Raw genomic sequence first — 19,150 nt, 5'->3', positions numbered from 1 at the left:
GAATAAACGGATTTTAGTATTTATACACAATAATGATTATCCAACGGGGATTGGATAATCATTTACTGATTTTGCCTCATTTATAAAGGCCTTTCTTGGAAAGTTTGGCTCTTTTGAACATTGGATTTTCTCTTTTCTACAAATCTCAGAAAAATATTGTTCGAGATGAGGGCGGAAATGATGAAAATGGTTCCGATTGTCTCAAAAATGGTTAAGGCATAACCTTGTATGAGGGAAATGAATAAGGTTGTTACCGGAACAAAATTGATAAAGAGCAACCCATTTAACGGGGATAATAAACTGACTCCAATATTCCAACCGAGTAACGCAATAACCCCGGGAAAGATAATCATAAAGAGCAAATGGGGCACAACTTCAACTAAATCGTTCTTCACAGGAAACGATACAACCCCAAAAAGCGTTGCCCCAATTGTGATAATGAATGCTGTCAATGTTCCAAGCAAACAGCTTAAAGTGGAATAACGCAACGGAGACCATCCATCAAATCGACTCCCGCCGATTGTGTAAATGACCCAGCTAATGACTGCTATTAATAACAGAAAAACCGGAATGATACTATCAGCCGCTCTGAAAAATGACTGAATATCTCCCTTCGTAATGACGAAACAAGCACCGGCAAAAGAAAAAAGAACACAAACCAATGTAAAAGACAGCGGCCGATGCTTAAGGAAAATCCACGCAATAACAATGGAAATCATAGGCATGAGGGATTCCATAATGGAAGCGGCCATCACACCGGATTGCCCCAGCAAATCTTGCCCCAAGAAAATAAATAAATTATAAACGGTAAAGGCCATTGTGCCGTAAAACCAGAGAGGCAAACCTTTCCCTTCTAAACGAAAGGCCTTTCTCCCTTCCCGCCAATACAAAATTCCAGCGAGAATGATAGTGACGGTTCCATAACGGAAAATGGTGAAGTAAAAAGGATCGATAAATCGGAAGGCGGAATGGGCCACCGGAAACATGGCTCCCCATGAAACAGCTGCTATAAAGCATAGTAGTGCCCCAATGAGAATTTTATTCTTCAATTTAAGCTACCCCTTTCTGCAAAAATTGTTATAATCAATATTAGCTTCAATTTAATATCACGTAAAATGAATAAAATGGATGGTTACTATCATTTTTTGTGATGAAGAGAGAGTGGCAATCAAGGAGGTTTAATTGTGGAATTAAAGGATTTAGAAATATTTCAATTGGTGGCGGAAAAGGGGACAATCACAGAAGTGGCAAAAGAATTGAATTATGTCCAATCGAATGTTACGTCCCGCATTCAGAAACTGGAAGCCGAACTGAACACACCTTTATTTCATCGACACCGCCGTGGAATGACGTTAACGCCGGAAGGAAAAAAACTATTATCATATAGTGAAAAAATACTGAAGCTCACAGACGAAATGAAAAAAGCCGTTCAAAATCATGATGAACCAACCGGAAAATTGGAAATTGGTACGGTGGAGACCGTTTATCATCTGCCAATCATTTTATCTTCATATATAAAAAAATATAAAAATGTGGAGCTGTCTCTTTTTACAGGGGTGACGGAGAGTTTGGAAAAAGAGGTGCTCAATCATAAGTTGGATGGCGCTTTCGTGACAAAATCCAACTTCCACCCCGAACTGGAAGTTTTTGATGTTTTTGATGAGGAACTTGTGTTGATTTCGGATTGCCGCGAACGAACAATGGAAGAATTAAAACATGAGCCGTTTTTATGCTTCAGCACCGGTTGCGGCTACCGTGCGCGGCTTGAACAATGGTATAAAGATCAAAACATTGCACCGCAAAAAATTATGGAGTTTGGCACATTGGAAACCATATTGCGAAGCGTTGCGATGGGGCTGGGAGTTTCCTTCGTTCCAAAATCCGCAGTTTCACACCTTGAACAAAGCGGTGAGATTCGGTGCCACCGGTTGCCGGAACAATACAGCAAAGTAAAAACCGTTTTCATTCGAAGAAAAGATTCCTATTTAACGGCCAGCATGGAAAAATTTTTGGAAACGATTGAGAAAAGCAAAGAGGCCATTTATCGCAATCTTGAATCAAATTAATATCCGATAGCTATTTTTATTTTTTTAATAGAATTGTTAAAATATATAAATCATCTGTTCTTACTTGGAATGAAAGAAGGATTTTTGCATGTTAACGACCTTTAATGCCAAGCTGCAAAAATTGATGCCCGTTTTGACCCCTTTAAGCCTTGTCATAGGGGTTTTTTTAGATGAAATTGGTGGGCATTTGCGGTTCCTCGTTCCTTGGATTTTTGCGGTGATGACCTTTGCAGGAAGCATCAGCATCAATTTTCAAGGCTTGCGAAGTGTCAGGAAACATCCGAAATTTATTTTGTTGACAATTGCTTTTTTGCATATTCTCATGCCGATTTGGGCGTACATATTATCCATACTTGTATTTGATGATCATTTACTGACGGTCGGTTTTATTTTGTCCGTAGCCGTTCCAACGGGTGTGACCAGTTTTATTTGGGTCAGCATCTGCAATGGAAATAAACCGCTGGGACTGTCCATTATCTTAATCGATACGCTCCTCTCCCCGATTGTCTTCCCGCTTCTTTCCAAAATAGCAGTGGGGCAGAAAGTGATGATTGATACCACATCCATCATGTTGGATTTAATTTGGATGGTGGTGCTTCCATCCATTCTCGGTATGCTTGTGAATGAATGGGGAAAAGCGGATTTTGTATCGAAGCTGAACAGAGTGTTTGCACCGATGCAGAAATTAAGCATTTTTCTCATTGTGTTTATCAATAGCAGTGTGATTGCGCCATATATAAAAAATATATCTTGGGAAATTATGGATGTCATTTTGTTGGTTTTAGTCGTCTCTTTATCCGGTTATAGTTTCTGTATTTTAATAGGGCATTTCTTATGGCGGAAAATGGACTTGATCACGACCTTTGTTTTTACAGGAGGCATGCGGAATATCGCTGTCGGTGTGGTTGTGGCAAGCACCTATTTCCCGGCGAGATCGGTTCTTCCTGTGGTGTTCGGCATGCTGTTTCAACAAGTATTGGCATCCCAATTCGGTAAAATCCTTGAAAAATATCAGCAAAAATTTAATTTGGAATATTAATGCAAAAACTGTTCAAAGGAGATCTTTGGACAGTTTTTTTTATTTATTGGTAGATGAATGGTATAAAAACTAATTAATGAACCACATTAAAAGTAAATGTTATAAGTGGGAGTATATGTATGAGACGTTTTTACCGAAAAGTGCCGAAGAAAAGTTCAACCAATGCAAATTCCGCAAACAAGCGAAATGAAATGTTGCAGCAATTCTCCGGACAGAACGAAAACTTGGGCGGATCAAACAACCAATCCAATATGAGTGGAAGCACAGAAAATGATCAAAAATTAAGTTCCAGTGTTCAACATATAATGGATGCCCAAGAGGGGAATCCGGAAAATCAAAAGGAAAGTCAAAACAATGGACAACCAATAACGGATCAACAAAACCGGCAGATTCAATCAAATACTCAAAATAATCAAAACCAACCATTGGTTTCTTTTAGCCAGACGAATAATCAGCATGTCCAACTTCAGCCTGACAACCCTCAAGGCAATCAGAACCGTGAAGGGGGTCAGGCAAATCAAGCAAATCAAACTAATCAAGCAGTTCAAATCAATCAAGACAATCAATTCAATCAAAACAATCAAGCAAATCAAAATAATCAAAGCAACCAACCAAATCAAGCCAACCAATTGAATCAGGGCAATGGACAGGGCAACCAACCAAATCAAGCCAATCAATCGAATCAAGGCGATGGACAGGGAAGCCAATCGAATCAAAACAACCAAGCCCAAGACATGCAAAACAGTCAAAGCCAACAGCCAAATCATCAAAAACCGATGCCAAACACGGATCAAAATGTATCCGCTCAAATCAGTGTACCGATTTATAAAAAGCTGGAGGACAATATTGAATACATTAAAAAAATCTTGGGAAATCCGTATGATTTAGTTGTCCGGGAATTAAGATTGGAACTTTTCGAAGACGATCCGACTCCAGACCAACAAACATCCACCAATACACAGCTGTTTGTGGATGAAAAGAATGAGCAAACAGTTTCAAAAATCCAATGCAGCATCCTTTATATCAGTGGTCTGGCAAACTCAAAAATCGTGGATGACAACATATTAAGAACGCTGCAAGAGAAGGCCAGGGACAAACAGTTTAAGGAGAACCCACTTGAGCAAATCAATCAGGAAGTTATTGCAATCACAAATACAAAAAAAATCAACACTTTTCAACAAGTGATTGATGCCCTCTTATGTGGAAGTTCCATTTTCATGATTGAAGGGGAAAAGATGGCCCTTGAGATGGGAACGGCCGGGGCTGAAAAGCGTTCCCTCGAGGAATCACAGTCAGAAACGGTTATCCGTGGATCCCGAATATCATTCATTGAAGATATCGATACAAACATTTCGCTGCTAAGAAGGGAATTAAAAGATCCGAATCTCCGCATCGAAAGTTATGAAGTAGGAAGACGGTCCAATCAAAGAGTGGCCGTTTGTTATGTGGAAGGAATCACCAATCCGGATATTTTGGATGAAGTCAAGAGGAGACTCAAAACAATAGACATAGATTTTGTTCTGGATTCGGGAATCGTTGAACAATGGATAGAAGATAGTCCCTTATCCCCTTTCCCGCAAGTGCTTGATTCGGAAAGACCCGATCGGGTGAGTTACAATCTTATGCAGGGGAAAGTGGTCATTTTTTTGGATGGAAGTCCCTTTGCCATAGTGACACCCATTACGGTGGGAGATGCTTTTTTAACAGTGGAAGATTTCAGCCAGCGATGGATTGTTGCATCTTCCATGAGATTGTTAAGATTTTTTTCAGTATTGATCGCCTTATTTTTGCCTGGGCTTTATGTGGCATTGACCTCTTTTCATCCGGGCATGCTTCCTACCCAATTAATCTTGGCGATCACAGCCGCAAGGGAAGGGGTGCCGTTTCCGGCCCTCATCGAAGTGCTTTTGATGGCCGTCACCTTTGAAATATTGCAAGAAGCAGGGATCCGGCTTCCGAAACCGATCGGCCAGACCGTCGGCATCGTTGGAGGGGTGGTCATCGGCGATGTTGCAGTCAGTGCGGGGATTGTCGGTCCGGCATTGGTGATTATTACATCCCTTACCGCCATGAGTTCCTTTACGATTCCGAACTACAGCACGTCCATCAGTTTCCGTATTTTAAGATTCATTTTTGTCATTGCGGCATCCATTTTAGGACTATATGGAATTATTCTTGTTTTCATTATGCTCTGCATCCATGTCGTCAATCTAAAAAGTATGGGCATACCTTACTCAGCGCCGATTGCTCCATATTTCCTTGACAGTTTAAATAACCTTGTTATCCGCACACCTATTACGACACTCAAAAGACGGCCGCCGTATTTGGAGCCATTGGATTTGCAAAAAGTGAACAGTGGGGGTCAAAGGCAATGAATCGATCGCCCGATACGGTAGGAATCATTAGCGACCGGGATCTTTTCATTTCTATCATAACCAATATTATTGGAGTGTTGACACTGACCTTTCCAAGGGTGATTGCACAAGATACGTCCGGCTCGGATGGCTGGATTTCCATCTTGATGGGTGGGCTGATTGCCAGCCTTTTTGCCTGGATTGTTTCGAAAATTGCCATTTCCTTTCCGAATCAATCCTTTTATTCCTACGCTTCCTTCCTGCTTTCCAAGCCGGTTGCTTTTGTGATTACATTTATTTTTTCACTGCTGTTTACTGCGGTTTCCGCATTTAATGTAAGTGAAATCGTCTTCCTTTCCCATCAATACTTGTTTGACCGGACTCCCGAGGAAATCATTGCACTTACATTTTTGCTTGTTGTCGTCTATGCGGTGTCCGGTTCCCAGGCCGCCATTTTCCGTTTGAATATTCTTTTTTTCCCGATTTTACTTGTCGGGTTGTTATTGGTCATTTTTCTGCCAATCAGTATTGTGCAATTGAAAGAATTGTTTCCCATCTTCCAAACGGATTTTACGGGATATATAAAATCGACCGGTACAAGCACCATTTGTTTTTTAGGTTTTATCATCAACTTTTTTTATATCGCTCTTGTGAAAAATCCGAAAAAAATTCCAAAATTGTCTGTCATGGCGGTTTCGATTTCCACTTTTTGTTATCTCATTATTTTTCTTGTTTGCATATCCGTTTTTGGAAATGTCACAACAGGCAATTTGTTTTATCCGACATTTGATTTGTCGAGAACGGTTGAAATCCCCGGCGGTTTTTTCGACCGTTTTGACGCGATTTTATTTGTGTTTTGGACAATCATTTTTTTTACATCTGCAATGATGGGCTTTGATACTGCCGTGATGGCCCTCCGGATGCTTTTTCGTAGATTGAAAAAAATGACCGCCATCTTGATTCTGTCGCCCATCATTTTCTATATCAGCATGTTGCCAAAAAGTTATTTGGAATTAATTTATTATAACAAAGGTCTTGGCTATTTTACGTTGTTCTATTTGATCATTGTAACGATTTTATTGGGTGTGGCATTTAAAATCAAAGGTGGGAAGTCCGGTGGGGAATAGAGCTCCGGTATGGATTTTCATCATTTCAGCAATCCTTTTATCCGGTTGTTGGGATCAAATTGAAATTGAACAACGGGCATTCATATCGGTAGTGGCGATTGATGCCACGGATAATCCGGGGGAAGTCAAATTTACAGAACAACTGGTGAACCCTGAGAATATTTCCACCATAGCGGCTGGCGGCGGGCAAGGGAAAGCCTTCAGAAATCTTTCAGGCACTGGAAGGTCCCTTTTTGAAATCAATCAGGAAATTGCGAAAAAGTCCAGCCGGGTGTTGGATACAACCCATTTAGACGCCATTATTTTTTCTGAAGAAATCATGAAACAACCCGGTGCGTTTAAAGATTATTTTGATCTGTTTTTCCGTTCCAAAACCATGCGGAGGGGAATCAAGATTGCCGTTTCCAGCGGAGATGCGTGGGAATTGTTGGAGGTTGAGGCGGAACACGAGAAAATATCGGGCGAATACATTATCGAACTGCTGGAAAATAAAGAGGATTTGAATGTGGTGGATTTAATCAGAATCGGGGATATTGATGAAAAGCTTTATTCAAAAATGAGTTTTCCGATGGCACAAATCAAAAAGAAGAGTGACAGGGAGATTGACTATAGTGAAATAGCCATTTATAACGGCCCTCAGGAGCGGATGATCGGCACGTTGAAGGATGATGAAGCAAAAGGGTTGAGTTTTATTCGGGGAATGAAAAACAATGGCGCAATAACAGGAACATTGGATAATGAAGAAATTACGGTTGAAATAGGAAGTATTAAAAGTAAATTTACTCTTGTAAATCCGGATCCGAAACAAATGAAGTTTGCCCTGGATATAAAAATGACCGCGAGTCTTGCTGAACAGGCCGGATGGAACGATTTTTTCAAACGTGAAGTATTGACGGAATTGGAACGTGCTTCAAAGAGAAAAGTGGAAGAAATGGTGAAGAGCGCAATCAAACGTCTACAGGAAGACTTCCGAACAGATGCGATGGGGTTGGGTGAATATTTGCATCATTACCATCCAAAATTATGGAAAAAGGTTAAGGAGGATTGGGAGGAAGGAGCGAATTATTTCTCCAATAGCGAAATTAATCTTAATGTGAAGCTCACAATTGCGGAACCGGGAAGTATTAACCGGACAACTACTCCAAGAGGTGAGTGAGATGGACTTTATTGTTAAATTGGTGCCGGATATGCCTACGATTTTGGGCATGATTGCGGCTTTCATTGTTCCACTGTTGGTTTACAAAGTCAACGAGAAAATCCATCAGAAGATAGACCCTCCTTGGAAACAGGAAGACCGTCAAAAAATTAAAAATCAACAATCGTGAAAATCGTCGAAACTGAAAGAAAAGGTGTATCCCATGATTTACTACATCGGTATTACAAAGGAAGGCCATTTGGAAAAAGGGGATTCCTTAAATCAGATCCTCTTTTCAGGTTTCAAATGGTTTTGGGTGGATTTCAGCGAACCGACGGAAGAAGAAATCCGGTATTTATCAGACACGTTTCATTTTCATCCTTTGGCGATTGAGGATTGTGTGCAGGACCTTCAAAGACCGAAGCTGGATTATTTTAACCATTATACGTTTTTTATAACCCATACCCTTCGTGAAGAGAATGGTGAACTGATTAAGGAAGAGCTGGATTTTTTTGTAGGGGAAACGTTCATTGTCACTTTTCATAAACAACCTTCAGTGGAGGTGATCAAAGTATGGAATGAATTGATTGCGGCAACTTCCGTACAACAATGGGATCCCTATTACGTTTTTTACGAAATATTAGATAAAATTGTCGATAATTATTTTCCCATTGTTTACAAAATAGAGGATGAACTTGCAAAGATCATTATGCAGCAAACGGGTATCCAGCCGATGAACGACTTGATGGAAACAAGAAATATGTTGCTAAAATTGTTGCATTCCGTGAACCCGATGAGGGATTTGCTATATCGCATGTTGAATTCCCATCATTTAAACCTGAATCAGATTGATGAAAGGAGAGAATATTTTTCCAATATCCATGACCATCTATTAAAATTGTCGGAAATGGTCATGTCCAATCGTGAAGTGACGGCGGATATCCGGGACAGCTATATATCATTGAACGCCCATCAAACCAACAATGTCATGAAGGTGCTTACGATTATCACCTCCATTTTTGCCCCATTAACATTCATTGCCGGAATCTATGGAATGAACTTTCGAAACATACCTGAATTGTCCTGGAAGTATGGTTATTTTGCGACCCTTTTCGTCATGTTTCTCATTGGTGCATCAATGCTTTTGTGGTTCAAAAGAAAAGGCTGGTTTTAATCATTTGATTCTCATTCCGATAATAATGAACACAATGCCTGCGAAGAGAAAGAGCATTTTCAAGAAAGAGATTTGCCCGGAAAGTCCGCTGATGCCGATGCCGGTAGTCACAATCAAGATCGTCGGACCAACCAACGCCAACATGGAATTGATCATCAGGGCTTTTTCCAAGTCATTGAATTTCCACATGAGGGTCGCTGCGGATAATTCGATGCTGCCGGATAAAAATCTTAATAACACCATGTAGAGCAATGCACTTTCCAATCCTTCATCCTTCCGCTGTTTCTTGGAACATGTTATGCTTGTCCATGAAAAAATATTAATGGTTTGGTGAGTCAATTGATTAAATTATCTTCTTTGGATGAAGCGAATTCATTTATTGAACAAAATCCGCTTGCTTTTCTTTTTATCTCAAGAACGGATTGTGGGGTTTGCCATGCGCTGCTTCCGCAAGTGGAGAAGCTGTTGGAAAGCGATCACCGCATTGCTTTGGGATCTATCGATGCGGAAGAGGTGAAGGAAATCGCGGGCCGTTTTTCGGTCTTTTCGGTTCCGGCATTATTGTTCTTTGTGGAAGGAAAGGAATATTTCCGGGAAGCCGGAATTGTGCATATGGACTTGTTGAAAGAGAAAATCGGCAAAATTTCCAGGCTGTATGAGGGATAAGAAAAAGGAGGCGTTCTGAACGGACGTCTCCTTTTCATCATTATAATTCGTTTACTAGTGCGTGTAATGTTTCTTTTAACTCTTCGTCATGTTCTGAAAGTTGAATTAGGTTTGCAAGGCGTTCTTTTAAAATATGGCGTTCAATAATTTGTTTTTCGTCAAGAACGCTCACAAATAGTTTAATAATTAAACTGTCTAGAATTTTTAACGCTTCTTCTTTGCGTTCAGGTACAATTTTTGCATCTGTTCTTAAAGCTTTACTACCCATATTTCATTCCCCCTAAAAGTTTTCCTATGTTCCATAGTACCATAATATTATATATTTTTGGATATTGAAATACAGACGTGAAATGGAATTTTTTATTCAAAGAGGAGGGATTATAAAAATTTTTCCCTTTTTAAAGGATTTTAAAAGATGTATTTAGAATATATATTTAAGGAAAGGGGATGAGTGAAGTGAGAGGAATCATTCACAATAAAAAAAGAGAAATTTCTGTCGAAGATGCATATGATTTTTTAAGAAAGGCGAAAGTGGCCCATGTGGCAACGGTGGGCGAAGATGGCTATCCTTACGTGATTCCATTTGTTTTTGTCTATGAAGAGGGAACAAAATTATATTTGCATATTGGAAATTTGAGAGAAAGCCATTTTTGGGAAAATATTAAAAAGAATCCGCGGATTTGTATTGAAGTGTGCGAGATGGGAGAAATCGTTCCAGGAAAAAAATATGCCTGCCAATCGGCTTTGGCATATATAAGCGTCGTCGTGTTTGGAAAGATTCATCGCATTGAAGATGAGCAAAAGAAAGAATGGTTTTATGATTGTCTTTGGAAAAAATATGGAGACCCAAATTGGCAATTTGAAAATGGCGGATATCCTATATTGCCAAAGACGGAGGTATTCGAAGTGGAGATTGAGGACATCACAGGGAAATTGAGCGATGCCATCAGCCATTAAAAAAATGGGCGACTTAATTTGTTAAGTCGCTTTTCTATTTTGTCTATTACTCAATATCCCCGCATTGTTTCGCCAATTCTTGCAGTTTGTTTTTCATGTATTCCCCGATCCGTTTTTGACCGCTTGAAAAATCTTCGCCTTCCTGAAAAGCGATGGGCTCATCCGAAATAATGAGCCGATTGTTTTTGCTGACGTATAACGGCACAAAATGAACATGTTTGCCTGTTTCTTTAAAATAATATTTTTCGATAAAAAGATAGCCTTCATACATATCCTTCGCTTCATTGGAAGTGTTCGTATAGTCGATTGTTGGATAAATGGCGATGCTTTCCCCTCTTTTTAACGCTTCCACCGATAAGCGGAAAGTCTCCAGAATTTTTCTTGACTCCCTGTATACAGGTATCCCTTTCCCGGATTTTAAAAGGGCTGAAATAATAAACGAAACGGGATATGCGCAAATTTTAGCGATAGTCCGATTCATGCCAAACCGTTTTGTAAAGGTATAATCCACATATTGCCGAAAGCACATTTTCCGGTCAAGAAATACATGCAGAATCCAGGTTCTCAAACTCTTTGGAAACCATAAATAAATAACAAAAGGATTGAAAAGGTTTTGATGATGGGAAATGTACACAACAGGATCTTTTACTTTTTCATGGATTTGGACGCGATAGGAAGGATATATTTTTCGGACGATCCATTGGGACAACAGGAAGAACTTGCCGTAAATATTAGACATGCTCTTCACCTTCGTTCAGCTTTTTATTGGCGACGCTTCCGGAAATGATGATTGAAAAGATTTTTAATGAGTCTTTGAACGGATGGTAATAGGAGCTTTTATTCTTGTTGATGTAAATGGTTTGAATCGGAATTTGACGAATTGGGATTTTTCTTTTGGCAGCCGCAATCAGCATGTTCATTTCATATTCATACCTTTCCCCCTCCAAAGAAAGAAGGAAAGGAAGCATTTTGATCGGAATGCCTCTAAGGCCTGTTTGTGTATCTTGAAGTTTGATTTTAAATAATAATTGGAATAAAAAACTTGTAATTTTATTGCCTGCATAGCTTCTGGCAGGGACGTGATCCTGGTCGAAATCCCGGACACCGAGGAGAATTCCGTTCTGAACATCGGTCATTTTTTTGGCGATGTTGATTACATCCTCGACGGAATGTTGACCATCCGCGTCAGCAGTTATCACTCCATGCACATTTCGGTTTTTCAGGATGTATTCGAAGGCGGTTTTTAATGCACGTCCTTTTCCTTTGTTCCTTTCATGTGTCAGCACTGTGCAATTTTGGATCAGTTGAATTTGATGGAAAATGGGTTTGCAGCTTTCCATGCTTCCGTCATTAACAACCACAATTTCCGTAACATTAAAATTTAATAATTCGTAAATATAGTCGATCAAATCACGAGTCGGATTCAAGGCAGGAATGATAACGCAGACTTTGTTCATAGCGTCCCTTCCTTTCTCAACTTTTAAGTCGGCCTTACAATAGATTGATAGTATTATAGCATAAAACAGACAATTTGAAATATTTTGAATTTATGGGAATGATGAAATCGATGCCGAAGAATCTTTTATTCATATATATTCAAAAATAGAAATTTCATTACAGTCGGGAAGGTATTTAAATATATACTATTTTAATAAAATTTTATTTTCCCTTAAGAAAACATTTTTATGTTCATTTTTCACAATTGATATAGCATAAAATTATGATGAAAACAGTCAATTCCTATGAGGTTTATTTTCTATCAAGTTGGATTCCGTTATCGAGGGTGATATTGTGGAGAAGGATTTGAAGATTCTTCTTTTGACGGGGAGCTATGGGAACGGCCATTTAAAAGTTTCAAATACTTTAAAAAAAACGTTTTCCAAAATGGGAAAGAACGATGTAATAGAATCGGATCTTTACCATGTCTCCCATCCGTTATTGACGAGAGCTTCAAAATATTTATATATAAAAAGTTTCAATTACGGGAAAAAACTATATGGATTAATTTATTACGGAGGAAGCAGAAACAAAAGGTTTTTCGATATAAAATTCCTGAACTATTATGGAATGAGAAAACTGAAGGGGATGGTGGAGGATGTACAGCCGGATGTGATCATTAACACCTTTCCCATGCCGGTTGTGCCAGAATTGAAAAGAAGAACAGGAATTCAAATTCCCATTGTTCATGTCATTACAGATTTCCGGGCCCATAAAAATTGGGTTCACGATTCCGTTGACCGATATTATGTTGCCACGGAAGAGCTGAAAGAAAATTTGGTAAGCGTTGGCATTCACGTCAACAAAATAAAAGTGTCAGGCATTCCGATCGATCCCCGGTTTGAACAGCCGGTGGATCGGAAACGGTTGTTGGCTTCTTATGGCTTGGAAGCTGAAAAACCTGTCATTTTAATTGCGACAGGGGCTTATGGAGTTTTAAAAGATATGGAAGGCGTCATGAAAAAAATATTGGACCATGGCGAGTATCAAATACTGGTCATTTGCGGAAAGAATGAGGTTTTAAAAAAGCAGTTATTGGATGAATTTTCGCGAAGTCCCAATGTCCGGATATTTGGATTTACAAACCATATGGATGAAATGATGAAAATGGCGACGGTGATGATTTCAAAGCCGGGCGGTATTACGTTGAGCGAAGCGCTTGCCGTTCAAGTGCCGATGTTGCTTTATCGGCCTGTACCCGGCCAGGAGTTGGAAAATGCGAATTATTTTCAATCGAAGGGTGCGGCAATTGTCGCAAATGATCCGGATGAATTGGTTGAACATGCGGTCCGGTTGGCCACGGACGAAGAGCGACGTAACAGAATAATGAAAAACATGAAAAAGATACATTTCCCCAATGCCGCGGAGGTTATTTATGAAGATGTCATGGCTCTGATTGAAAGTAAACATCAAATTATAAGCTAAAAGGAGGTTCGGCAAATGGAGCCTCCTTTTATGCACAAATGATTAAACCATTTTTAATAATGCTTCTTCTCCGATCATGCCTTTGAAAATCCCCAATTTTTCCGCCTCGGTTGTAACGGATTCCAAAGGGGCTTTTAACAATTCGTCAATCGTCCGAACCCCAACCGCACGACCGGCGATGATTTTTCTGTCTGCAAGGCGGGTGTTCAATAATTGGACATCAAGCGCTCCGCACATAATGTATCCAATTTCATTGGAAATCGTTAATAAAGTTGTTTTCGGCAAATGGACAGTGATGGCGGTATACATATGTCCCTGCAATTCAATCGGTTCAATGGAAATCAATCACATCGCTCCTTTCTTTAATAAAATATGGAGCGATGGAAAAAATGTTCTGATAAAGTGCGGGATTTTCCTTTTATTCAAAGTGTGCTTCGAAAAAATGAAAATATAAGGTAAGCATAACTGCCAACGAATATTTCATACTAAGAATACTTTCACAAAACAATCGACCATGATGAAAGAGGTGATTGCCGATGGCTGGTAAAGATGCTTTTCCGAAACTCAGAAACCAAAGCTTGAAACCGAAGTATCAAAAATCGCTGATTAATGGTCAAACGGAAATATCGCTTCATAACCAATTATTGAGAACCGATGCGAAGGCAAGACAATACTAACTCATCATGGCGATTCAGTGAAAGGGCCCGGAACTCAGTTTCCGGGTTTTAAAATTTTAAAAAAATGATTTTTCGTGTATAAATTTTTTTTAAAAAGTCATAATAAATAATGATTTCACAAGACAAAGCGACATGAACAACAGGAGGGATTTCCGATGGACAAAATCACTGAGAATTTTGACTCTGATACTCCACCGAAACTCAAAATGGTGAAGTAAAAGTCCATTGTTCAAGCGCAAATTTGAATATGGATCAAGCACCTTTGAGTTGATTGTTTCATGTCGTAATTTGTGAAATCCGGACCCGGAACTTAGCTTCCGGGTTCTGTTATTTTTTGAATAACGAAACAAGTGGAAAACGTCCGCAATTTGACAAATAAATTCCGCACAAATATCCACCTTTTCCATAATCTTTTCTCTAATCCTCAACAACCTGATTTCCACCTCTTTTATTTCCAATGGATTTGAAAATACGACTTAAGACTGAATGGAATTTATTTCTTTAGTCGGTTTATAGGTTGATGCGTTGTCTTTAGAATGGGGGTATATTACAAAGGAGAAAGTCGATATGGAGAAAGTGTATTTATTGTTTACTGATACGGGAACACTTTTTACGAGAATTATCAAACTTTATACGAGAAAAAATTATAATCATGCCTCCATCGCTTTTGATTCGGATTTTCAGGAAGTGTACAGTTTTGGGAGAAAAAATCCCAATAATCCATTTATCGGCGGGTTTGTAAAAGAAGATTTGCGGAATAAACTTTTTTTAAGGAGCAGAGGGGCGATTTACAGTTTTTGGGCAACCGATGAACAAGTTCTTCGCATGAAAGAAATCATAAAAGCCATTGAAACGAATCAACAAAATTATAAATACAATCTGACCGGGCTTATTACATACACGTTCAATAAACCCTCTTATCGGAAAAATGCATATTTCTGCTCGCAATTTGTTGCCCACGTATTAAAAGAAGGGGCAAATTTCAATTTCCGGAAACCCGTTTCCCTTGTATCCCCCCATGATTTGCAATGTTTATCCAATTTACAATTGGAATATGAAGGTCCGTTATTCCATTTGGTGATGAACAAAAAGAGATTGGGCAAGCTCTATCGTTACAATGTCGGATAAAGAATGAAAACTTTGGGAAATGTTGCACCTTTGAATGAAATAGAAAACATGGAGCAAAATAAACAACATAGCAAACGAATGGTTTGAGAGGTGCAACGATGGAAAATATCAATGAAATCCCGAGAGATCAAGGTATCGATCATAGCCTGACCCTGTTGAAAGAAGGATATGAATACATTTTAAACCGCAGAAAAAATTTGCAAACAGACATTTTCGAAACAAGAATATTGGGGAAGAAAGCGGTTTGTTTAGGGGGAAAAGAAGGAGCCCAATTGTTTTATGACCAATCAAAGTTTCAACGGCAAGATGCTTTTCCGAACCGGGTCGTCGAAACATTGTTTGGAAAAAATGCCGTTCAAACTCTTGATGGAGAAGCCCATCGCCATCGGAAAAAAATGTTTTTAAATGTCATGACGAAAGAAAAAATAGATGATTTCCTGGACATTATGAAAATCGAATGGGAGAGGGCATTGGACGAGTGGAGTAAAAAAAATGAGATTGTCTTTTATGAAGAAATTAAAACTTTATTATGTAAAGCGGCTTTCAAATGGATCGGATATCCGCTTCATGAAGACAATGCAGAGACCTTTATGAATGAATTGGGGGCGATGTTTGAATCACCGGCCGCTTTTGGTCCGGAGCATTGGGTGGGAAGAAACAAAAGAAATCGAATGGAAAAAAAGATGGAGAAATTGGTGGAAAAAATCCGCTCTGACGAAGTGCAAGTACAGCAAGACTCCATCATGCATCAGTTCGTTTTTTATAAAGATTTGGACGGAAACTTGTTGGATGCCGAAACGGCCGCTGTTGAAATTATCAATATTTTACGTCCCGTGATTGCGATTTCCGTCTATATCAATTTCATTGTCATGGCATTGGCACAATATCCTCATGAAAGGGTAAAGCTGAAAAAGCACCCCGGTTATACCCCGCTTTTTATTCAAGAAGTCAGACGATTTTATCCATTTTTTCCTTTCGCTGTGGCAAAGGCGAAAAGCAGCTTTACATGGAACGGTTACGCAATTCAAGAGGGGACTTTGGTGCTGCTTGACATTTATGGGACAAACCACGATCCAAATTTATGGGTTAACCCTGATGAATTTCAACCGGAGCGTTTTGCCAATTGGAAAGATGACCGGTTTAGCCTGATTCCCCAAGGAGGGGGAAATGTTGAAACCACACACCGGTGCCCGGGTGAACAATTGACCATCGAAACGATGGGAATGGCGCTGGATTATTTGATAAATAAAATGGATTATGAAGTGCCGGAACAGGATATGTATATTACAATGAATACGATTCCGAGCATTCCAAAAAGCAAAGTGATTTTGAAAGATGTGAAGCGGGTAAGGGAAAGTATTCATTAAGATGGACTGGGCTGTCTGAAAAGGGCCTTCTTTCAGGCAGCCTATATTTGTGCCATTGGCAATTGGAATCCCAGGAGGCCAGGAATCGAGATGATACAGAATAGCCCCACCCGGAGAAAATCCTGGGTGGGACTATCAAAATCATGTTCGGCCAAAAAGCACAGGGATGGCATGGATAATGTCCATCGGTGTGACTCCATAATTGGATGTTTCTTTTCCTAACTCCTCCGCGGCGGTTGCATGATAGTAGCTTGCGCTCAACATGGCTTTTAATGGATCTTTTTGTTGAGAAACCAGGGAGGCAATCAAACCTGTCAACACGTCCCCGCTGCCGCCTTTCCCTAATGCATCATTTCCATGGGGGTTGATCCAAAGCTCTCCCTTTGGTGTAGCAATGATTGGACGATGCCCTTTCAACAATAGATAAATGCCGTATGTGGATGCCAAATGTTTCGCGGTTTCAAGACGGTCCGCTTCAACTTCGGCAACAGTTTTTCCTGTTAAAGTCGCCATTTCTCCGGGGTGGGGAGTTGCAATAATATCGCCGCTATAATGTTGTAATTGATTCAAATGATTCTTCAGAAAATATAACCCATCCGCATCAACGATCAGCGTTTGCGTTGTCAGCTTTTCCAGCAATATTTGAATCATCGCATCGCCGTCACATTCTCTTCCCAATCCCGGACCGAAGACAATGGTTTTAAATTTGGAATAGTCTATGTTTTCAAGAGCCTTGCAATCTATCGAACCATTGGTATCCGGAAGCGGGAGGAAGAGACTTTCATGGCACGTTCCGGCAACCTGTGAATAAATCGTTTCCGGGATGGCAAGGGTGACAAGGCCGATGCCGGAATGGAAGGCTGCCTTCGCGGTATAAATAGGTGCCCCTACATAATATTTCGAACCGCCAATGATCAAACAATGGCCGAAAGTCCCCTTATGTCCATGTTTTACCCGTTTTGGCAGCGAAGTTTTCGCCGTTTCCGCATCCAACAGTTTTGGCAATGGCAATTGAAGGATTTCAACAATCGAATCGGGAACAGAAATATCAGCCACTTTCCATTCCCCGATCACTTTCGGTCCATCCCCGACGAAAAATCCGATTTTCGGCAGGGCAAAAGTGATGGTTTTTTTTGCTTTGATGGCGATATTCGCCACTTCCCCCGTGTTGCTGTTCAAACCTGAAGGAACATCTACACTGATTACATCTTTATGAGATTCATTCACCGCTTGAATGATTTCGTAAAAAGGGGAACGCACTTCACCCGAAACGCCTGTCCCAAGCATCGCATCAACAATCACATCCGCCGATTGAATATGGAAGAAGATGTCTTCTTCTCCGGCCCGATAAACATAAAGAGGCAACCGGCGATTTTGATACACTTGATAATGAATATGAGCGTCACCTTTCAACTTTTCCTCATTGCCGATAAAGCAAAGCGACACATCATATCCAAAGTCGATCAGACGTCTTGCAATAACAAAACCATCGCCGCCGTTGTTTCCCTGTCCCGATAAAACCAACACACGGGTATTTTTTGGATAGTCGCACAAAATCTCCTGCACGACCGCATTTCCCGCGTTCTCCATCAATACAACACCGGGCAGTCCCAACTGTTCCATTGTATAACGGTCCATGATTTGCATCGATTTTTGATCGGCAACATACATAATTTAATCCCCTTTTCATAAGATATTTTGAGAATCTTCCACTTTACTTAATTTTACAATAATCATTTTAACGGTAGTGTGAAACTTATGGGAAAGAACAGGAGTCTTATTATGATAGGTTTGACTAAGTGAAAGAAGAGCTTCATAATGAAAGAGTTAATGTAAAAATCAAGAATGAAGAGAACAAGGGGAAGAAAAAATGGAAACATGGATTCAGGGAATCATGGAGGATTTTGGATATATAGGCGTCTTCTTTTTAATTATGTTGGAAAACTTGTTTCCTCCAATACCATCAGAAGTCATTTTAACCTTTGGCGGCTTTATGACCACTTTTACGGATTTGACGGTGACTGGAGTCATTATCGCTTCAACCCTCGGGTCGGTAGCGGGGGGGATTATTTTATACGGTATCGGTTTGCTATTGGATGTAGAGCGTCTTGTCAAAATCGTTGATAAATACGGGCGCATTCTAAGATTAACAAGAAATGATGTTTATAAAGCGGATGCATGGTTTGACCATTACGGTTTTTGGACAGTCTTTTTCGGCCGGTTTGTGCCGGTCATCCGCAGTTTAATCTCCATTCCGGCTGGGATGAGCAACATGAAATTCTGGCTGTTCCTATTGCTGACGACATTAGGTACATTGATTTGGAACACGGTGCTGGTCCATGTGGGTGCCGCAGTTGGCGACAATTGGACGAAAATTGTTGAAGTGATGGATGTTTATTCAAATATCGCCTATGTTGTGATTGCCATTGCCTTTCTTTTATTTGTCTTCTGGTTCATCAGAAAAAAGCAGTTATTGAAAAAATAAGGATGGGAACGAGTGCCCATCCTTTTTGATTGGAACAAGGAGCTTGCTTTTGT

Annotated in this window: 21 protein-coding genes; 14 read left to right on the top strand and 7 right to left on the bottom strand. The window is 39.9% G+C overall.

Going from position 1 to position 19,150, the window contains the following annotated elements:
• Positions 1–80: 80 nt before the first annotated feature.
• Positions 81–1,049 (bottom strand): DMT family transporter, encoded by a 969-nt coding sequence (locus tag NST13_RS10750; protein WP_342470971.1) that lies wholly within the window; start codon positions 1,047–1,049, stop codon positions 81–83.
• A gap of 135 nt (positions 1,050–1,184) precedes the next feature.
• Between NST13_RS10750 and NST13_RS10745 the strand changes: the two genes are divergently transcribed.
• The 7 genes from NST13_RS10745 to corA all read left to right on the top strand — a co-directional run bounded on the left by NST13_RS10745 (position 1,185) and on the right by corA (position 8,895).
• Positions 1,185–2,066, top strand: coding sequence for a LysR family transcriptional regulator (locus NST13_RS10745; RefSeq protein ID WP_342580585.1), 882 nt, complete (start codon positions 1,185–1,187; stop codon positions 2,064–2,066).
• A gap of 88 nt (positions 2,067–2,154) precedes the next feature.
• Positions 2,155–3,105 (top strand): bile acid:sodium symporter family protein, encoded by a 951-nt coding sequence (locus NST13_RS10740; protein WP_342580584.1) that lies wholly within the window; start codon positions 2,155–2,157, stop codon positions 3,103–3,105.
• A gap of 119 nt (positions 3,106–3,224) precedes the next feature.
• Positions 3,225–5,480 carry a spore germination protein gene (locus NST13_RS10735; protein WP_342580583.1) on the top strand — a complete coding sequence of 752 codons (2,256 nt, stop codon included), beginning with the start codon at positions 3,225–3,227 and terminating at the stop codon, positions 5,478–5,480.
• Positions 5,477–6,586, top strand: coding sequence for an endospore germination permease (locus NST13_RS10730; protein ID WP_342580582.1), 1,110 nt, complete (start codon positions 5,477–5,479; stop codon positions 6,584–6,586). Before NST13_RS10735 ends, NST13_RS10730 begins: the two co-directional genes overlap by 4 nt.
• The gene (locus NST13_RS10725; RefSeq protein WP_342580581.1) at positions 6,576–7,742 is read left to right on the top strand and encodes a Ger(x)C family spore germination protein; all 1,167 of its coding nucleotides are present in this window, start codon (positions 6,576–6,578) and stop codon (positions 7,740–7,742) included. The genes NST13_RS10730 and NST13_RS10725 overlap by 11 nt, the downstream gene beginning before the upstream one ends.
• Before the next feature lies 1 nt (position 7,743).
• The gene (locus NST13_RS10720; RefSeq protein ID WP_342470977.1) at positions 7,744–7,911 is read left to right on the top strand and encodes a hypothetical protein; all 168 of its coding nucleotides are present in this window, start codon (positions 7,744–7,746) and stop codon (positions 7,909–7,911) included.
• A gap of 33 nt (positions 7,912–7,944) precedes the next feature.
• On the top strand, positions 7,945–8,895 hold the full coding sequence (gene corA, locus NST13_RS10715; RefSeq protein WP_342470978.1) for a magnesium/cobalt transporter CorA: 951 nt from the start codon (positions 7,945–7,947) through the stop codon (positions 8,893–8,895).
• On the opposite strand, the gene NST13_RS10710 is transcribed toward corA, so the two are convergent.
• The gene (locus NST13_RS10710) at positions 8,896–9,159 is read right to left on the bottom strand and encodes a YqhV family protein (protein WP_342470979.1); all 264 of its coding nucleotides are present in this window, start codon (positions 9,157–9,159) and stop codon (positions 8,896–8,898) included.
• A gap of 66 nt (positions 9,160–9,225) precedes the next feature.
• Here NST13_RS10710 and NST13_RS10705 point away from each other — a divergent pair, with 66 nt between their 5' ends.
• Complete coding sequence (locus NST13_RS10705; protein WP_342470980.1) at positions 9,226–9,561, top strand: thioredoxin family protein; 336 nt, start codon at positions 9,226–9,228, stop codon at positions 9,559–9,561.
• 40 nt (positions 9,562–9,601) lie between these two features.
• Here NST13_RS10705 and NST13_RS10700 read toward each other — a convergent pair whose 3' ends face one another.
• Entirely contained in the window at positions 9,602–9,829 is a 228-nt protein-coding gene (locus NST13_RS10700) for a phosphate-starvation-inducible protein PsiE (RefSeq protein ID WP_342470981.1), read from the bottom strand.
• A gap of 188 nt (positions 9,830–10,017) precedes the next feature.
• Here NST13_RS10700 and NST13_RS10695 point away from each other — a divergent pair, with 188 nt between their 5' ends.
• Positions 10,018–10,518 (top strand): pyridoxamine 5'-phosphate oxidase family protein, encoded by a 501-nt coding sequence (locus tag NST13_RS10695; protein ID WP_342580580.1) that lies wholly within the window; start codon positions 10,018–10,020, stop codon positions 10,516–10,518.
• A gap of 46 nt (positions 10,519–10,564) precedes the next feature.
• On the opposite strand, the gene NST13_RS10690 is transcribed toward NST13_RS10695, so the two are convergent.
• Both NST13_RS10690 and NST13_RS10685 read right to left on the bottom strand, forming a co-directional pair.
• Complete coding sequence (locus NST13_RS10690; protein ID WP_342470983.1) at positions 10,565–11,257, bottom strand: glycerol acyltransferase; 693 nt, start codon at positions 11,255–11,257, stop codon at positions 10,565–10,567.
• Positions 11,250–11,975: a glycosyltransferase family 2 protein gene (locus NST13_RS10685; protein ID WP_342580579.1), complete on the bottom strand. Its 726-nt coding sequence runs from the start codon at positions 11,973–11,975 to the stop codon at positions 11,250–11,252. The genes NST13_RS10690 and NST13_RS10685 overlap by 8 nt, the downstream gene beginning before the upstream one ends.
• Positions 11,976–12,309: 334 nt before the next feature.
• Between NST13_RS10685 and NST13_RS10680 the strand changes: the two genes are divergently transcribed.
• Positions 12,310–13,440: a glycosyltransferase gene (locus tag NST13_RS10680; protein WP_342470985.1), complete on the top strand. Its 1,131-nt coding sequence runs from the start codon at positions 12,310–12,312 to the stop codon at positions 13,438–13,440.
• Positions 13,441–13,482: 42 nt separating this feature from the next.
• Here NST13_RS10680 and NST13_RS10675 read toward each other — a convergent pair whose 3' ends face one another.
• Positions 13,483–13,785, bottom strand: coding sequence for a DUF1805 domain-containing protein (locus NST13_RS10675; RefSeq protein ID WP_342470986.1), 303 nt, complete (start codon positions 13,783–13,785; stop codon positions 13,483–13,485).
• 191 nt (positions 13,786–13,976) lie between these two features.
• Here NST13_RS10675 and NST13_RS10670 point away from each other — a divergent pair, with 191 nt between their 5' ends.
• From NST13_RS10670 to NST13_RS10660, 3 genes are all read left to right on the top strand, one after another.
• Positions 13,977–14,117, top strand: a complete 141-nt coding sequence (locus NST13_RS10670) for a YpzG family protein (RefSeq protein ID WP_342470987.1) — start codon at positions 13,977–13,979, stop codon at positions 14,115–14,117.
• 567 nt (positions 14,118–14,684) lie between these two features.
• Positions 14,685–15,245: a hypothetical protein gene (locus NST13_RS10665; RefSeq protein WP_342580578.1), complete on the top strand. Its 561-nt coding sequence runs from the start codon at positions 14,685–14,687 to the stop codon at positions 15,243–15,245.
• A gap of 98 nt (positions 15,246–15,343) precedes the next feature.
• Complete coding sequence (locus NST13_RS10660) at positions 15,344–16,612, top strand: cytochrome P450 (RefSeq protein ID WP_342580577.1); 1,269 nt, start codon at positions 15,344–15,346, stop codon at positions 16,610–16,612.
• A 141-nt stretch (positions 16,613–16,753) separates the two neighbouring features.
• Here NST13_RS10660 and NST13_RS10655 read toward each other — a convergent pair whose 3' ends face one another.
• Complete coding sequence (locus NST13_RS10655) at positions 16,754–18,283, bottom strand: NAD(P)H-hydrate dehydratase (RefSeq protein ID WP_342580576.1); 1,530 nt, start codon at positions 18,281–18,283, stop codon at positions 16,754–16,756.
• 199 nt (positions 18,284–18,482) lie between these two features.
• On the opposite strand from NST13_RS10655, the gene NST13_RS10650 reads away from it, so the two are divergent.
• The gene (locus tag NST13_RS10650) at positions 18,483–19,097 is read left to right on the top strand and encodes a DedA family protein (RefSeq protein WP_342470991.1); all 615 of its coding nucleotides are present in this window, start codon (positions 18,483–18,485) and stop codon (positions 19,095–19,097) included.
• Positions 19,098–19,150 lie beyond the last annotated feature (53 nt).

The organism is Ureibacillus sp. FSL W7-1570, from assembly GCF_038593265.1.
Lineage (GTDB): Bacteria > Bacillota > Bacilli > Bacillales_A > Planococcaceae > Ureibacillus > Ureibacillus suwonensis.
The sequence above is the reverse complement of the archived record's forward strand: the minus strand, read 5'-3'. Positions and strand labels throughout refer to the sequence as shown.

What these genes read in the sequence shown, in the direction of transcription:
- NST13_RS10740 (WP_342580584.1), top strand. Translation starts at nt 2,155, where the DNA reads ATGTTAACGACCTTTAATGCCAAGCTGCAAAAATTGATGCCCGTTTTG.
- NST13_RS10735 (WP_342580583.1), top strand. Translation starts at nt 3,225, where the DNA reads ATGAGACGTTTTTACCGAAAAGTGCCGAAGAAAAGTTCAACCAATGCA.
- NST13_RS10730 (WP_342580582.1), top strand. Translation starts at nt 5,477, where the DNA reads ATGAATCGATCGCCCGATACGGTAGGAATCATTAGCGACCGGGATCTT.
- NST13_RS10720 (WP_342470977.1), top strand. Translation starts at nt 7,744, where the DNA reads ATGGACTTTATTGTTAAATTGGTGCCGGATATGCCTACGATTTTGGGC.
- corA (WP_342470978.1), top strand. Translation starts at nt 7,945, where the DNA reads ATGATTTACTACATCGGTATTACAAAGGAAGGCCATTTGGAAAAAGGG.
- NST13_RS10700 (WP_342470981.1), bottom strand. Translation starts at nt 9,829, where the DNA reads ATGGGTAGTAAAGCTTTAAGAACAGATGCAAAAATTGTACCTGAACGC.
- NST13_RS10690 (WP_342470983.1), bottom strand. Translation starts at nt 11,257, where the DNA reads ATGTCTAATATTTACGGCAAGTTCTTCCTGTTGTCCCAATGGATCGTC.
- NST13_RS10685 (WP_342580579.1), bottom strand. Translation starts at nt 11,975, where the DNA reads ATGAACAAAGTCTGCGTTATCATTCCTGCCTTGAATCCGACTCGTGAT.
- NST13_RS10670 (WP_342470987.1), top strand. Translation starts at nt 13,977, where the DNA reads ATGGCTGGTAAAGATGCTTTTCCGAAACTCAGAAACCAAAGCTTGAAA.
- NST13_RS10665 (WP_342580578.1), top strand. Translation starts at nt 14,685, where the DNA reads ATGGAGAAAGTGTATTTATTGTTTACTGATACGGGAACACTTTTTACG.
- NST13_RS10660 (WP_342580577.1), top strand. Translation starts at nt 15,344, where the DNA reads ATGGAAAATATCAATGAAATCCCGAGAGATCAAGGTATCGATCATAGC.
- NST13_RS10655 (WP_342580576.1), bottom strand. Translation starts at nt 18,283, where the DNA reads ATGTATGTTGCCGATCAAAAATCGATGCAAATCATGGACCGTTATACA.
- NST13_RS10650 (WP_342470991.1), top strand. Translation starts at nt 18,483, where the DNA reads ATGGAAACATGGATTCAGGGAATCATGGAGGATTTTGGATATATAGGC.